We start from the raw sequence: 12,992 nt of genomic DNA on the forward strand, positions 1-12,992 counted from the left end.
GGATCACAACGTCTTTCGCAGGGTGTAGCCGCGAGGGGTGGCGACGAATCCGGCCTCCTGCAGCAGCCGCCCGAGCAGCGATCCCGCGGCGGTGCCGTACATGCCTTCGCCGTTCACCTTCTCGATGGTCAGGGTCTCCAGGCGCCGTGCCTTCGCCGTCGCGGCGAGGTCCGCCGTCGCGGCGCGCAGCTCGTCCTCGTCTTCGGTGAAGGCGAGCACGGTCTTGCCGCCGCGTTCGAGATAGAGGGCGAGCGCACCGTCGACGAGGACGACCAGGGACCCCGCCTTGCGGCCGGGGCGGTGCGAGACCTCGTCCCGGCGCGGCCAGCCGAGCGCGGCGCCGTACGGGTTGGCCGGATCCGTCGCGGCGAGGGTGCGGGCGGTGCGCGGCGGCGGATCGGCGAGTCCGGCGAAGGTGCGGAGGCGGTCGATCGTGGCGGACGCGGCGAACTGAGCGGCACCGAGCCGCTCGATCACGTAGCCGCGCCGGCAGTGCCCCGCCTCCTCGAAGCCGGCGAGCACGCGGTATGCCTGGGCGAAGCCTCCCGGCATGCCCTCCGACTGCACGGATCCGCGCGTGACGACGCCATAGCGGTCCAGCAGCAGGCCCGCGGCGACCGTGGCGCGACGGGCCGGATCCGTCTCGGCCTCCGGCAGCAGCGACCAGCGCCCGCCGACGTTCAGCGGCCGGGGCGCGGAGGCGGGCCGCGCGAGCGACATGCCGCGGAACGTGCGGGTGCGCGGGGCCCGGCGGGCCACCTTGTGCGCCTGGCTGCCGCCGCTCAGCAGCGACCGGATCGGGGCGAAGGTGTCGTTCGTGACGTGGCCCGACCAGGCGAGGTTCCACAGCGCCTCCACCACGGAAGCCTCGTTCTCGGCGCCCGTCGACTCTCGGAGCTGAGCGGCGAAGTATGCGCCGCCCGAGGCCAGGGCGGCGAGCAGCTGGGCCTCGAGGGATCCGGGCTCCGGAGCCTCCTCGGCGAACGGCACCGTGAACGGCGCGAGATCCACGGGGTGCAGCGAGACCCACCCGTCGCGGCCGGGGAGGGCTCCGTGCCCGGCCCAGACGACCTCGCCCGAGCTGGTCAGCTCGTCGAGCATGGCCGGGGAGTAGTCGCGCACGCGCTGCGGCAGCACCAGCGATTCCCATGCGCTCGCGGGGATCGGCACGCCGGCGAGCTGCTCGATCACCGTCGCGACGCCGTCGATGCCCTCGAGAGGCCGCGACAGGTGCTGCCACTCCGGGAGGAACCGGGCGAACGCGGCCGGCGACACCGGCTCGACGCTGCCGCGGATCGCCGCGAGCGAGCGCATCCGCAGCCGACGCAGCACCTCGGTGTCGCACCACTCCGTCTCGTCGGGGCCCGCGGATGTCGCGGACGCCCGGGCGGGTCCCGCGTCCGGGAGGAAGTACCCGCTCGTGACGCGCCCGTCGGCCTCGAGACGCTGCAGCGTCTGCCGCACGATGGCCGTGCCGAGACCGAAGCGCGCGGCGACGGCGGATCCGAGGAACGGGCCGTGCGTGCGCGCATGCCGGGCGACGAGGTCGCCGAGCGGGTCCGCGACCGGTTCCAGGAACGCCACGGGGATGCCGACGGGGAGCGGCACGCCGAGGGCGTCGCGGAGGCGCCCTGCATCCTCGATCGCCGCGACCCGGCGCACGCCGCCGATCGTGACCTCGATCGCGCGGCGGGCGTCGACAAGGGCGGCGAGGTGGGCGGCGGCTTCGGCCGTCGGGGCTGCCGACGCGCTCGGCCCCGATGGTTCCGTCTCCGCGAGGTCGGCGGTCGGCTCCAGCCGCTCGGCGACCTCACCCGCATCCAGCGGCCCCAGGATGCGCAGCAGATCCGCGACGCCCTCGATGCCGCGTGCACGACGGGCGGGGTCGAGTCGTTGCGCCTCGCGCTCGAACTGCGCGATCACCTCGGGGTCCAGCAGCTCGCGCAGTTCGACGGTGCCGAGCAGCTCGCCCAGCAGGGCCGGATCCACCGACAGCGCGGCCGCCCGGCGCTCGGCGAGCGGGGAATCGCCCTCGTACATGAACGCGCCGACGTAGCCGAACAGCAGGTCGCGGGCGAAGGGCGACGGCTGGGCGGTCTGCACCTCGACGAGCCGGATGCGCCGCTCCGCGATGCCGGTCGCGAGACGTCGCAGCGACGGGAGATCGTAGACGTCCTGCAGCACCTCGCGCAGGGTCTCCAGGATGATCGGGAACGTCGGATGCTTGCGGGCGACCTCGAGCAGTTGAGCCGAGCGCTGCCGCTGCTGCCACAGCGGCGTGCGGCGGTTGGGATTCATCCGGGGCATCAGCAGGGCGCGCGCCGCGCACTCCCGGAAGCGCGAGGCGAACAGTGCGGATCCGCCCACCTCGTCCGTCACGATCCGCTCGAGCTCCTCGGGCTCGAAGACGAACAGCTCGGCTCCGGGCGGCTCCGCGTCGGCGTCGGGGACGCGGACGATGATGCCGTCGTCGCTCGCGACCGCCGATCCCTCGACGCCGAGGCGCTCGCGGATCCGCGCGTTCACGGCCAGGGCCCACGGCGCGTGCACCATCTGTCCGTAGGGGGAGTGCAGGATCACCCGCCAGTCGCCGATCTCGTCGCGGCTGCGCTCGACGGTCAGCGCGCGGTCGGTGGGCAGCGTGCCCGTCGACTCCTTCTGCTCGTTCAGGTGCGCGAGGAGGTTGGCCTGCGCACGCTCGTCTAGCCCGGCCGCGCTGAGCCGTTCCCTGGCCTTGTCGGGCGCAGCCCCCTGCACCTCGCGGTTGAAGACGCCGAGCGCCTCGCCGAGCTCGAACGGGCGCCCGAGACCGTCGCCGTGCCAGAACGGGACCTTGCCGGGCTGCCCGTACGCGGGGATCACGTTCACCCGGTCGTGCGTGATCTCGGCGATCCGCCAGCTCGTCGTGCCCAGCGTGAACACGTCGCCGACCCGGGACTCGTAGACCATCTCCTCGTCGAGCTCGCCGACGCGCGCGCCCGTGGTCTCGCCGGCGACGAAGACGCCGAACAGCCCGCGGTCGGGGATCGTGCCGCCGCTCGTCACAGCGATCCGCTGTGCCCCGGGGCGCCCGGTCAGGGTGCCGGCATCGCGGTCCCAGACGAGGCGCGGGCGCAGCTCGGCGAACTCGTCGGAGGGGAAGCGGCCGGCGAGCAGGTCGAGCGTCGCCTCGTACGCCGAACGGGGCAGCGCGGCGAAGGGCGCACTGCGGCGCACGGTGTCGAACCACTGCTCGACGTCGAGCGGGTCCAGCGCGCACGCGGCGACGGTCTGCTGAGCCAGGATGTCGAGCGGGTTGCGGGGCACGCTGATCGCCTCGATCTGCCCGGCGAGCATGCGCTCGGTGACGATCGCGGTGTGCAGCACGTCCCCGCGGTGCTTGGGGAACAGCGAGGCGCGGCTGATCTCGCCCACCTGGTGACCGGCGCGCCCCACGCGCTGCAGGCCCGACGCGGCGGACGGCGGCGCCTCCACCTGGATCACGAGGTCGACCGCGCCCATGTCGATGCCGAGTTCGAGGCTGCTCGTCGCGACGACGCAGCGCAGCACGCCCGACTTGAGCTCCTCCTCGACGATCGCCCGCTGCTCCTTCGAGACCGAGCCGTGGTGCGCCTTCGCGAGCACCGGATCCGCACCGGCCGTGGACCCGGCCTGCGCCATCATCGCGGCCGGCACCATCGCGGCCGGCAGATCGAGGCCGATCCGTTCGCTGTAGATCTCGTTCAGCCGCCCCGTCAGCCGCTCGGCGAGGCGCCTCGAGTTGGCGAACACGATCGTGGAGCGGTTCTGCAGGATCTTCTCGACGATCGCCTCTTCGACGTGCGGCCAGACGGATCCGGTCATCTCGGTGTTCTCGCCGAAAGCGTCGGCCCCTCCGACGGCCTGGTCGACGCGGTCGGCCCCGAACGGCCGCGGCGTCTCCTCGGTGCCCGGAGGCGGCGGCGGGTTGAGCATGTCGTCGATCGGCACCACGACCTGCAGGTCGAAGGTCTTCGAGGCGGGCGGCGCCACGATCTGGACGGGCTGCGCGCCGCCGAGGAACCTCGCCACCTCGTCGATCGGGCGCACGGTCGCGCTGAGCCCGATCCGCTGCACGGGAGCCTCGGCGCCGGCCGCGCGGCGCAGCTGGTCGAGCCGCTCGAGGCTGACCGCGAGATGGGCGCCCCGCTTGGTCGCGGCGACGGCGTGCACCTCGTCGATGATCACCGTGTGCACGTCGCGCAGGGTGTCGCCGGCGCGGCTCGTGAGCATGAGGTACAGCGACTCGGGCGTGGTGATCAGGATGTCCGGCGGATCGGTGACGAGCCGGCGCCGGTCGGAGGAGGTCGTGTCGCCCGAGCGCACGCCCACCGTCACCGCGGGCGTGGGGATCCCGAGCCGCCGTGCGGACTGCCCGATGCCGATGAGCGGTGAGCGCAGATTGCGCTCCACGTCGACACCGAGGGCCTTGAGCGGCGAGATGTAGAGGATGCGGGTGCGGCCGGGGCGTTCGGCATCGTTCCGCGGTGCGCGTCCCTTCACGGCGCGTCCGGGGGCCGGCGGATCCGGGTCGACCCCCTCGGCGACGCGCTCGCGGAACACCCGGTCGATCGCCCAGAGGAACGCCGAGAGCGTCTTGCCCGACCCGGTCGGCGCGACGACGAGCGCGTGCTTCCCTCCGGAGATCGCCTCCCACGCTCCCGTCTGCGCCGCGGTGGGTGCGGTGAACGCCCCGCGGAACCAGTCCTGGGTTGCGGGGGTGAAGCGGTCGAGCACATCGCCCATCCGTCCATCTTCGCCGGTGCCGCCGACATTCGGCGTGGATCCGCCGAGGGCGCAATGGCCGACGGATCTGTCGCGGATCTCCAAGCCCGGCGTCGCCGACCGATGCGAGCATGGATCCATGGCCGAGCACACGACCAACTACACGAGCACGTTCATCGAGGTGGCCGAGGACTGCCCCACGGATCACGCGCAGGAACCGCCCGCGAGCCCTTCGATGAGCGCGGAGTCCGTCCCCACGATCGGCGCGCTGCACTACCGGATGATCGCCGAGCACCCGTTCGAGCGGACCTCCGATGACGTCATCTTCGCCACCTGGGCGCTGCGCCGCGGCATCGATCCGGACGACGTCCAGGCGCGGGAGGACTTCTTCTCCAAGGGGCAGGCCTGCCTGCGCGCGTCGCCGTTGGGCAAGCGCTACGGCTGGGGAGTGCTCAGCGACGCCGAGGGAAGGGTCACGCTGGTGCCGCGGGAGTCCGAGGAGTACGCCCTGCTCGCGGCGGATCCGGCGCTCGGGCACACCCGCGCGATGCGGTCGAAGCGCGCCTGAGCCACCGGATCCGGCGGGTCACTTCTCCTTCGGGATGAGGATCCACAGCACGATGTAGACCCACAGCGGCAGGCCCGCGAACACCATGAGGACGATCGCGAGCAGGCGCACGAGGAGGACGGGCCAGCGGAACCGGTGCGCGAGCGCAGCGCAGACGCCGGCGATGATGCGGCCCTTGCGGGGGCGGACGAGGGTGCTCATGCCCTCATCCTGCCCTCGGGCCCTGGACGCCCGCTGGATCCACGCCCGGTTTCGAAGCGCGCACATGGTCGTGTTTCGAGGTGAAATGGAGCCAATTGCGCGCTTCGAAACGGGCCATCGATCAGGGGCGCGCCGAACCGTCCGCTGTCAGGGCAGGCGGTTCGCGGCGGCGAGGTTGGCGCGCAGCTCCTCGGCGTTCTGCCGTGTGACGTATGCGGGGCGGTCGCGTTCGAGGCGCCAGGACTCGCTCAGCGGGCCGGCGCTCACCGTGTCGAACCCGAGCCGGTCGTAGAGGTCGGTCACGAGTGCGACCGCGTCATCGTCGTCGCTCGCCGTGCCGAGGGCGCGCCGATCGGGCGACCCCGCCGGAGACCCCGTCGTCAGGATCTCTGCGGCCCTGATCTGGTTGAACGCCTTCACGACCTTCGAGTTCGGAAGGTGGTCCTGCAGGATCTGCGACGTGGTGGTCTCTCCGCGGTCGAGGGCCTCGATGTGGCCGTCCCGCTCGAAGTAGTAGTTGTTCGTGTCGAGCACGATCTTCCCTGCGAGCGGCGCGACGGGAAGGTCGGCCACCGCTTTCAACGGGACGGTGACCACGGCGATGTCGGCGGCCTCGGCGGCGCCGGCCGCGGTGGATGCGGTCACGCGGGGCCCGAGTCGCGCGACGAGCCCGTCGAGCGACTCGGGACCGCGCGAGTTCGCGATCACGACGTCGTAGCCGAGACCCGCGAGGGCTTCTGCGACCGCGCTGCCGATGTGTCCTGCTCCGATGATTCCGATTGTCGTCATGACGTGCGCAACAGCGGGATCGCACGACCGCATTCCCGATGCGTCGGAGACGCGTGCGTGGCGCGCACCCGGCCGGCCCCGATGGGCATCCGGGTGCGCGCCGTGCGGGTCAGGCGCCGAGCGCCACCTCCGAGAGCGCGCCCTCGGCGTCGAGCTCGAGCGTCAGATCCAGGTCGAGGCGCCGCAGGAACGCGTCGTCGTGGCTGACGATCAGCACGGCCCCGCGGTAGGCGCGCAGCGCCTGCACGACCTGGTCCACGGTGTCGAGATCCAGGTTATTCGTCGGCTCGTCCAGCACCACGAGGTGCGGTGCGGGGTCCGCCAGCAGCAGCGTCGCCAGCGCGACCCTGAAGCGCTCCCCGCCGGAGAGCGCACCCACCTGACGGTCCATGGCCGCGCCGCGGATCAGGAACCGGGCGAGCCGATTGCGCAGCTCCTTCTCGGGGATCTCCGGGGCGCGCGCCGCGACGTTCTCCACCACGGTCGCGGTCTCGTCGAGGCCGTCGATCCGCTGCGGCAGGTACCCGATGCGGTCGGTGTGCGCGACCGTTCGCAGGATGGATTCCGCGGATCCGCGGAGATCGGCGGTTTCGGGCGTCGGTTCGGCCATCGATCCTGAGTGCGGAACGTGCACGGGATCCTCGGCCGGGACGGTGATCCAGCCCGAACTCGGCGCGGCGTCGGCGGCAGCCGAGTCTGCGGCCGCGACGAGCCGCCGCAGCAGCGTGGTCTTGCCGACCCCGTTGCGCCCGATCAGCGCCATCCGTTCCGGCCCCTGGATCGTCCAGGAGCGCTCGGCATCTCCGATCGTCGCGATGCGGCGGCTCCGGGAGACGCCCGGATCGGGCAGCTCGATCTTCATCGTGGCATCGGCGCGGATCCGATGCCCGGCCTCGTCGAGCGCGGCGCGGGCGGCGCCTTCCTTCTCCGCGACCTCGGTGCGGAGTCTGCCGGCGGAGACCTGCGCCGCCATCTTGCGACCGTTCGCGACGATCTTCGGCACGCGCTTCTCCTCGAAGGCCTTCTTCGCCATCTGCGACCGGGTCGCCAGCTTCAGCTCGGCCTCGATGCGCTGCCGCTTCTCCTTCTTGAACGCCTGCTTCGCATCCTTCTCGGCCTGCCGGGCGGACTCCTGCTCGGTGTCCAGCCACGCGCGCCACTGCGAGTACGGACCACCGAAGACGCTGAGCTCGCGTCCGTACAGCTCGGCGGTGTCGTCCATCAGCTCGAGCAGTGTCACGTCGTGGCTGACCACGACGAGCGTGCCGCGCCAGGAGCGCACCATCTCGCCGAGCCGCGCCCGCGCGTCGCGGTCGAGGTTGTTGGTCGGCTCGTCGAGCAGCGTGATCGGGGCTCGACGGGCGCGGATTCCGGCGATCGCCACGAGCACCGCCTCGCCGCCGGACAGCTCGCCGACGGTGCGGTCGAGGAAGGACGGATCCAGACCCGCTTCGGCCAGCGCCGCCTCGGCGCGGGCCTCGACGTCCCAGTCGTCGCCGACCTCGTCGAACCGGGCGGGGTCGACGTCGCCGGCGGCGATGGCGCGCACGGCGTCGAGCGCTCCGGCCACGCCGAGCAGCTCGGCCACGCGGGCGTGCGTGTCGAGCGTGAGGCGCTGCGGCAGGTATGCCACATCGCCGGTCGCGATGATGTGACCGGACGTCGGGGCGAGCTCGCCCGCGATGAGGCGGAGCAGGGTCGATTTTCCGGATCCGTTGCGTCCGACGAGGCCGGTGCGGCCCGCGCCGAAGGCGCCGGAGACGGCGTCGAGCGCGGTGGACCCGTCGGGCCAGGTGAAGGTGACACGGTCGAGTACGACCGCGGAGGTGGGGGTGAGCAATGACATGGGCGGCTCCCTGAAGATGTTCGGGTGCGCTGATGCCGGACCGGTTCGTGAGCCCGTCGAGGGGCGGGACCGTCGCAGAGGGACGGATCCAGAGGACCGGAGATGCCTGTGCCGAAGGTGCGAGGGCAGGAAGGAGTGTCGGATCAGCGCGTGGATGGAACGCGGAGGCGACGACTCAGATCAAGGGACTTCCTTACACGGCGGACAGGACCCGGACGACGATACCGGGCGTCCGGGAATCGTGCAACCCGGGCGTGTCGCGAGCGCCTGGCGCCGTCGACGGTGCCTCCGCTGCGCCGGAGCGGGTCCGTCGCGAGACGGATGCCGGCTCTCGGGAGGGGCTCTAGCCTGGAGGCATGGAAGAACAGCGGCCGGGATCCGGGGAGACGTTCCGCCGGGTGGGCCTCGGCGCCGGCCTCGCGATCGGCATGGGCGTGGGGGTGGCGCTCGGCGCAGGGCTGCACAACATGGGCACCGGGATCGCCCTCGGCCTCGTGATCGGCGCGGCCGTCATGGTGCTGTTCACCTGGGCGGGCACGCGCATGCAGCGCGAGGAGCAGCGGCGCCGCGCCGAAGCCGGAGGCGCCTCCCCGGCGGAAGCGGTGGACCACCCCGGCGCCGACGGCCCGGGCCGCGACACCGACCTCCCGGGCCACGGTACCGACCTTCCGCGCCGCGCCGCCACGGATGAGCAGCCGGATCAGCCTTCCGCGGACTCCGGCGGCGCCGGATCCTGAAGGCTCTCCAGCCATCCGTCGAGGAACCGGCGCACGTCGGCCAGCTCCTCCTCGGACACACTGTGCGTGAGACCCGGGTACACGCGCCCGGTCAGCTCCACGTGATCCGGCAGCCACTGCGCGGTGTGCACGATGAGGGCGGGCGGGATGACGTCGTCCCGCGAGCCGCGCCCCCAGAACATCGGGGTGCGGCGCTCGCGCAGCTCGGCGTCGCCGGGCAGGTCCCCGGGGGCCGCGTAGCCGCTGAGGTTCACCACCGCGGCGATCCGCTTCGGATCCCTGCGGGCCGCCTGCAGCGCCACCGAGGCGCCCTGGGAGAACCCGAGGAGGGCGATCGAGGAGGCATCCGCGGCCTCGGCGTCGATCCAGCGCAACACGGCATCGGCGGCGGCGGTCACCGATGCCGGATCGCGGCGCTCCAGCTCGTCGATCGGGTACCAGGATCGTCCGGGCATCGGCCACGGTGCGGGCAGCGGCGCGGGCAGCGACGCCACGGTCGCTCCCTCGGGCAGGAACGGCACGAGCGAGAACAGGTCGCGCTCATCGGATCCGTAGCCGTGCAGCAGCAGGAGCAGCGGCAGCTCCTCGCCCTGTCGCGCCCAGTGCACCGCGCTGCGATCGATCTCCACGGGTTCGGCCATGCCTCCATCCTGCCTCAGCGTGCGCCACGGCGGACCCGCTTCGTCCGCGGGTGGACCCGGCCGTCTGCGGGGCCGGGAAACCGCGGCGCGGAGACGCGCTGGGGGAGACGCTGGTAGAAAGAGACCATGGCGGTACGCACACCCGACCCCGATCCGGCCGACGACGACGGTCTCCCCGACGCGCTGTCCGGGCTGTCCGGCGGACTCGACGCGCTCGGCGCGTCGGGCGGGGCGAATCCCGGCTGGCTGACCGACTTCGAACTCGCCCAGGCGCGACGCCGCCTGCCGATGCTCTACGTCGAGGCGGTGCCGGTGCGCACCGACGGATCCGGCGTGGTCACGGACATCGGGATACTGCTGCGCGCGACACCGCTGGGGGAGATGACGCGGACGATCGTGTCCGGTCGGGTGCGCTACGGCGAGACCGTGCGCGATGCGCTGTTCCGGCACCTGGAGAACGACCTCGGCCCGATGGCCTTCCCGATGCTGCCGCCGTCGCCCGCCCCGTTCACGGTCGCCGAGTACTTCCCGATCCCCGGCGTGAGCGCGTACCACGATGACCGCCAGCATGCGGTGTCGCTGGCGTTCGTGGTGCCGGTGACAGGCACCTGCGAGCCACGTCAGGACGCGCTCGAGGTGACCTGGTTCAGCCCCGAGGACGCCGCGAGCGATGCGCTCGCCGCCGAGATGGAGGGCGGCCGGGGCACGCTCATCCGCCAGGCGCTCGCGCACCTCGGCCTGCTGCGCTGACGCGGGACCGGGGATCCGGAAGGCGGATCCCTACCGGCTGGTCTCCTGCGCGACGAGCGCGACCAGCGCGTCGATGTCTGACTCGGCGGTGTCGAAGCCGCACATCCAGCGCACCTCGTTGCGCGCGGCATCCCAGTCGTAGAACCGGAACGTCTCGCGCAGGCGGTCGGCGACGCCGTTCGGCAGAGTCGCGAACACGCCGTTCGACTGGGTCTGCTGGGTGAAGCCCACGCCCTGGATGGATCCGTCGGCGATGCCGGCTTCGAGAGAGGAGCGCAGGCGCTGGGCCATCGCATTCGCGTGCCGTGCGTTGCGCAGGTACAGGTCGCCTTCAAGCAGCGCGATGAGCTGCGCGGACACGAAGCGCATCTTGGAGGCCAGCTGCATGTTGAACTTGCGGGAGTAGACCAGGCCGTCGGCGGCGCCCGGGGTCAGGACGACGATCGCCTCGCCGAGCATCGCGCCGTTCTTGGTGCCGCCGAAGCTCAGCACGTCCACGCCGGCATCGCGCGTGAAGGCGCGCAGGGGCAGGTCGAGGGCGGCGGCGGCGTTCGAGAGGCGGGCGCCGTCGAGGTGCAGCTTCATGCCGCGCTCATGCGCGTGGTCGGCCAGCGCTCGGATCTCGTCCGCGGTGTAGAGCGTACCGACCTCAGTGGACTGCGTGATCGAGACGACCAGCGGCTGGGCGCGGTGCTCGTCGCCCCACCCCCACGCCTCCCGGTCGACGAGCTCGGGCGTGAGCTTACCGTCCTCGGTGGGCACCGACAGGATCTTGAAGCCGCCGATGCGCTCGGGCGCTCCGCCCTCGTCGACGTTGATGTGCGCGGTCGTGGCCGAGATCACGGCGCCCCAGCGGGGCAGCATCGCCTGCAGACCCGTCACGTTGGCGCCGGTGCCGTTGAAGACGGGGAAGGCCTCCACACCCTCGCCGAAGTGCTGCCGGAAGACCTCCTGCAGCCGCTCGGTGTACTGGTCTTCGCCGTAGGCGATCTGGTGGCCGTCGTTGGCCTCGACGATCGCCGCGAGCACCTCGGGGTGGATGCCGGAATAGTTGTCGGACGCGAAGCCGCGCAGGGCTGTATCGTGCAGAACGCTCACCGGTCCAGTCTATTCTGCGGCGGTCCGCTCACGGGGCCGCCGGGCGCGTTCGCGGAAGCCCCGCCCGGGTTCCGGATGTCCCCACCCCGTCCTACGCTCGAGGACATGAAGGGCACCGTCGCCTCGCGGGCATTCGTCGGCGTGCTCGTCAACACGCTGATCGCCAACGTGACGACGAGCTTCCTCTGGTTCGCGCTCACGTTCTGGGTCTACATCCAGACGCATTCGGTGCTCGCCACGGGTGTCATCGGCGGCGCCTACATGCTCTTCATCGCGTTCTTCGCCATGGTGTTCGGCACGATCGTCGACCGGCACCGCAAGCACACGGTGATGGTGCTGTCGAGCGTGGTCTCCGCCGCCGCCTTCCTCGTCGCGGGCGGCATCTACCTGGCGCGCCCGGAAGCCTCGCTGCTGGATCTCGGCGGACCCTGGTTCTGGCTGTTCTCGGCGGTGATCCTGTTCGGGGGAGTGATCGAGCAGCTGCGCAATATCGCGCTCTCCACCACGGTGACGCTGCTCGTGCCGACGGAGAAGCACGCCAACGCCAACGGTCTGGTCGGCACCGTGCAGGGCATCGCCTTCCTGGTCACGAGCGTGTTCTCCGGCCTGTCGATCGGCTTCCTCGGCATGGGGTGGACCCTCGCGATCGCCATCGCGGCGATGATCCTCACCCTGCTCCATCTGCTGTTCCTGCGGATCCCCGAGGGGCGCCCGAAGCCGGATCCCGACGCACCCGGCGCGCTCGACCTCCGCGGCAGCGCGAGGGCGATCAGGCAGGCCCCCGGGCTGTTCGCGCTGATCGTGTTCTCGACGTTCAACAACCTCATCGGGGGCGTCTACCTGGCGCTCATGGATCCCTACGGGCTGACCCTGTTCGACGCGCAGACCTGGGGTTTCGCGCTCGCCTTCTCCTCGACGGGGTTCCTGATCGGAGGCGCCGTCGTGGCGAAGTACGGGCTCGGTGCGAAGCCGATGCGCACCATGCTGCTGGTCGTGATGGCGATGGGGCTGCTCGGCGCGATCTTCATGCTGCGCGAGTGGTGGCCGCTCTACGTCGTCGGCATGTGGATCTACATGGCGCTGGTTCCGCCCGTCGAGGCGGCAGAGCAGACCGTGATCCAGAAGGTCGTGCCGTTCGCGCGGCAGGGGCGTGTGTTCGGCGTGGCGGCGGCGATGGAGGCGGCCGCTGCTCCCGTCACGGCGTTCCTCATCGCCCCGCTCGCCGAGTTCCTGATCATCCCCTACATGAAGGGCGACGCCGGGCAGCGGCAGTGGGGGTGGCTGCTCGGGGAGGGAGAGGCGCGCGGTATCGCCCTGATCTGCCTGTGGGCCGGGCTCATCATGGTGCTCGTCGGGGGTCTTGCGTTCTTCACCCGCTCGTACCGCAGGCTCACGGAGCTCTACGCGCAGGCCCCCGAGCAGGTTGTCGCCGAGCAGATCCCTCTGGACGATCTCGCGACCGGGGGCACCGCCGTCCCGGCAGAGCGGGTCGCAGCGCCCGACGGTCGGGACGGGCCGGAACGGACTTCTGCGGCGGATGCGTCCGCGGATGCGCCCGCACCCGCGGACGCCGAAGACCGGGGCTGACCCGGAGTCGCCGGGGCTGACCCGGAGTCGCC

General features: G+C 72.0%; 10 protein-coding genes. 4 read left to right on the forward strand and 6 right to left on the reverse strand.

All coding sequences use genetic code 11. The features are described 5' to 3' along the window. Positions 1-3: 3 nt before the first annotated feature. Positions 4-4,764, reverse strand: coding sequence for an ATP-dependent helicase (locus LXM50_RS05245; RefSeq protein ID WP_233310241.1), 4,761 nt, complete (start codon positions 4,762-4,764; stop codon positions 4-6). A gap of 118 nt (positions 4,765-4,882) precedes the next feature. Between LXM50_RS05245 and LXM50_RS05250 the strand changes: the two genes are divergently transcribed. Next, positions 4,883-5,311, forward strand: coding sequence for a DUF6157 family protein (locus LXM50_RS05250; protein WP_233310242.1), 429 nt, complete (start codon positions 4,883-4,885; stop codon positions 5,309-5,311). An 18-nt stretch (positions 5,312-5,329) separates the two neighbouring features. On the opposite strand, the gene LXM50_RS05255 is transcribed toward LXM50_RS05250, so the two are convergent. The 3 genes from LXM50_RS05255 to LXM50_RS05265 all read right to left on the reverse strand — a co-directional run bounded on the left by LXM50_RS05255 (position 5,330) and on the right by LXM50_RS05265 (position 8,147). Then, complete coding sequence (locus LXM50_RS05255) at positions 5,330-5,512, reverse strand: PspC domain-containing protein (RefSeq protein WP_233310243.1); 183 nt, start codon at positions 5,510-5,512, stop codon at positions 5,330-5,332. A gap of 147 nt (positions 5,513-5,659) precedes the next feature. After that, complete coding sequence (locus tag LXM50_RS05260) at positions 5,660-6,301, reverse strand: NADPH-dependent F420 reductase (protein WP_233310244.1); 642 nt, start codon at positions 6,299-6,301, stop codon at positions 5,660-5,662. A gap of 109 nt (positions 6,302-6,410) precedes the next feature. Next, positions 6,411-8,147, reverse strand: coding sequence for an ABC-F family ATP-binding cassette domain-containing protein (locus LXM50_RS05265; RefSeq protein ID WP_233310245.1), 1,737 nt, complete (start codon positions 8,145-8,147; stop codon positions 6,411-6,413). A gap of 356 nt (positions 8,148-8,503) precedes the next feature. Between LXM50_RS05265 and LXM50_RS05270 the strand changes: the two genes are divergently transcribed. Further along, positions 8,504-8,884 carry a hypothetical protein gene (locus LXM50_RS05270; RefSeq protein ID WP_233310246.1) on the forward strand — a complete coding sequence of 127 codons (381 nt, stop codon included), beginning with the start codon at positions 8,504-8,506 and terminating at the stop codon, positions 8,882-8,884. Here LXM50_RS05270 and LXM50_RS05275 read toward each other — a convergent pair. Then, positions 8,848-9,525, reverse strand: a complete 678-nt coding sequence (locus LXM50_RS05275; RefSeq protein ID WP_233310248.1) for an alpha/beta hydrolase — start codon at positions 9,523-9,525, stop codon at positions 8,848-8,850. The two genes, LXM50_RS05270 and LXM50_RS05275, sit on opposite strands and share 37 nt — an antisense overlap. A 126-nt stretch (positions 9,526-9,651) precedes the next feature. Between LXM50_RS05275 and LXM50_RS05280 the strand changes: the two genes are divergently transcribed. Then, the gene (locus LXM50_RS05280) at positions 9,652-10,275 is read left to right on the forward strand and encodes an NUDIX hydrolase family protein (RefSeq protein WP_233310249.1); all 624 of its coding nucleotides are present in this window, start codon (positions 9,652-9,654) and stop codon (positions 10,273-10,275) included. A 30-nt stretch (positions 10,276-10,305) separates the two neighbouring features. On the opposite strand, the gene LXM50_RS05285 is transcribed toward LXM50_RS05280, so the two are convergent. After that, positions 10,306-11,373: a low specificity L-threonine aldolase gene (locus LXM50_RS05285; protein WP_233310250.1), complete on the reverse strand. Its 1,068-nt coding sequence runs from the start codon at positions 11,371-11,373 to the stop codon at positions 10,306-10,308. Between the two features lie 105 nt (positions 11,374-11,478). Between LXM50_RS05285 and LXM50_RS05290 the strand changes: the two genes are divergently transcribed. Beyond that, complete coding sequence (locus tag LXM50_RS05290) at positions 11,479-12,960, forward strand: MFS transporter (RefSeq protein WP_233310251.1); 1,482 nt, start codon at positions 11,479-11,481, stop codon at positions 12,958-12,960. The last annotated feature ends 32 nt before the right edge of the window (positions 12,961-12,992 follow it).

It is taken from the genome of Microbacterium sp. Au-Mic1, from assembly GCF_021341785.1.
Lineage (GTDB): Bacteria > Actinomycetota > Actinomycetes > Actinomycetales > Microbacteriaceae > Microbacterium.

What these genes read in the sequence shown, in the direction of transcription:
- LXM50_RS05290 (WP_233310251.1), top strand. Translation starts at nt 11,479, where the DNA reads ATGAAGGGCACCGTCGCCTCGCGGGCATTCGTCGGCGTGCTCGTCAAC.
- LXM50_RS05250 (WP_233310242.1), top strand. Translation starts at nt 4,883, where the DNA reads ATGGCCGAGCACACGACCAACTACACGAGCACGTTCATCGAGGTGGCC.
- LXM50_RS05255 (WP_233310243.1), bottom strand. Translation starts at nt 5,512, where the DNA reads ATGAGCACCCTCGTCCGCCCCCGCAAGGGCCGCATCATCGCCGGCGTC.
- LXM50_RS05260 (WP_233310244.1), bottom strand. Translation starts at nt 6,301, where the DNA reads ATGACGACAATCGGAATCATCGGAGCAGGACACATCGGCAGCGCGGTC.
- LXM50_RS05265 (WP_233310245.1), bottom strand. Translation starts at nt 8,147, where the DNA reads ATGTCATTGCTCACCCCCACCTCCGCGGTCGTACTCGACCGTGTCACC.
- LXM50_RS05245 (WP_233310241.1), bottom strand. Translation starts at nt 4,764, where the DNA reads ATGGGCGATGTGCTCGACCGCTTCACCCCCGCAACCCAGGACTGGTTC.
- LXM50_RS05275 (WP_233310248.1), bottom strand. Translation starts at nt 9,525, where the DNA reads ATGGCCGAACCCGTGGAGATCGATCGCAGCGCGGTGCACTGGGCGCGA.
- LXM50_RS05280 (WP_233310249.1), top strand. Translation starts at nt 9,652, where the DNA reads ATGGCGGTACGCACACCCGACCCCGATCCGGCCGACGACGACGGTCTC.
- LXM50_RS05270 (WP_233310246.1), top strand. Translation starts at nt 8,504, where the DNA reads ATGGAAGAACAGCGGCCGGGATCCGGGGAGACGTTCCGCCGGGTGGGC.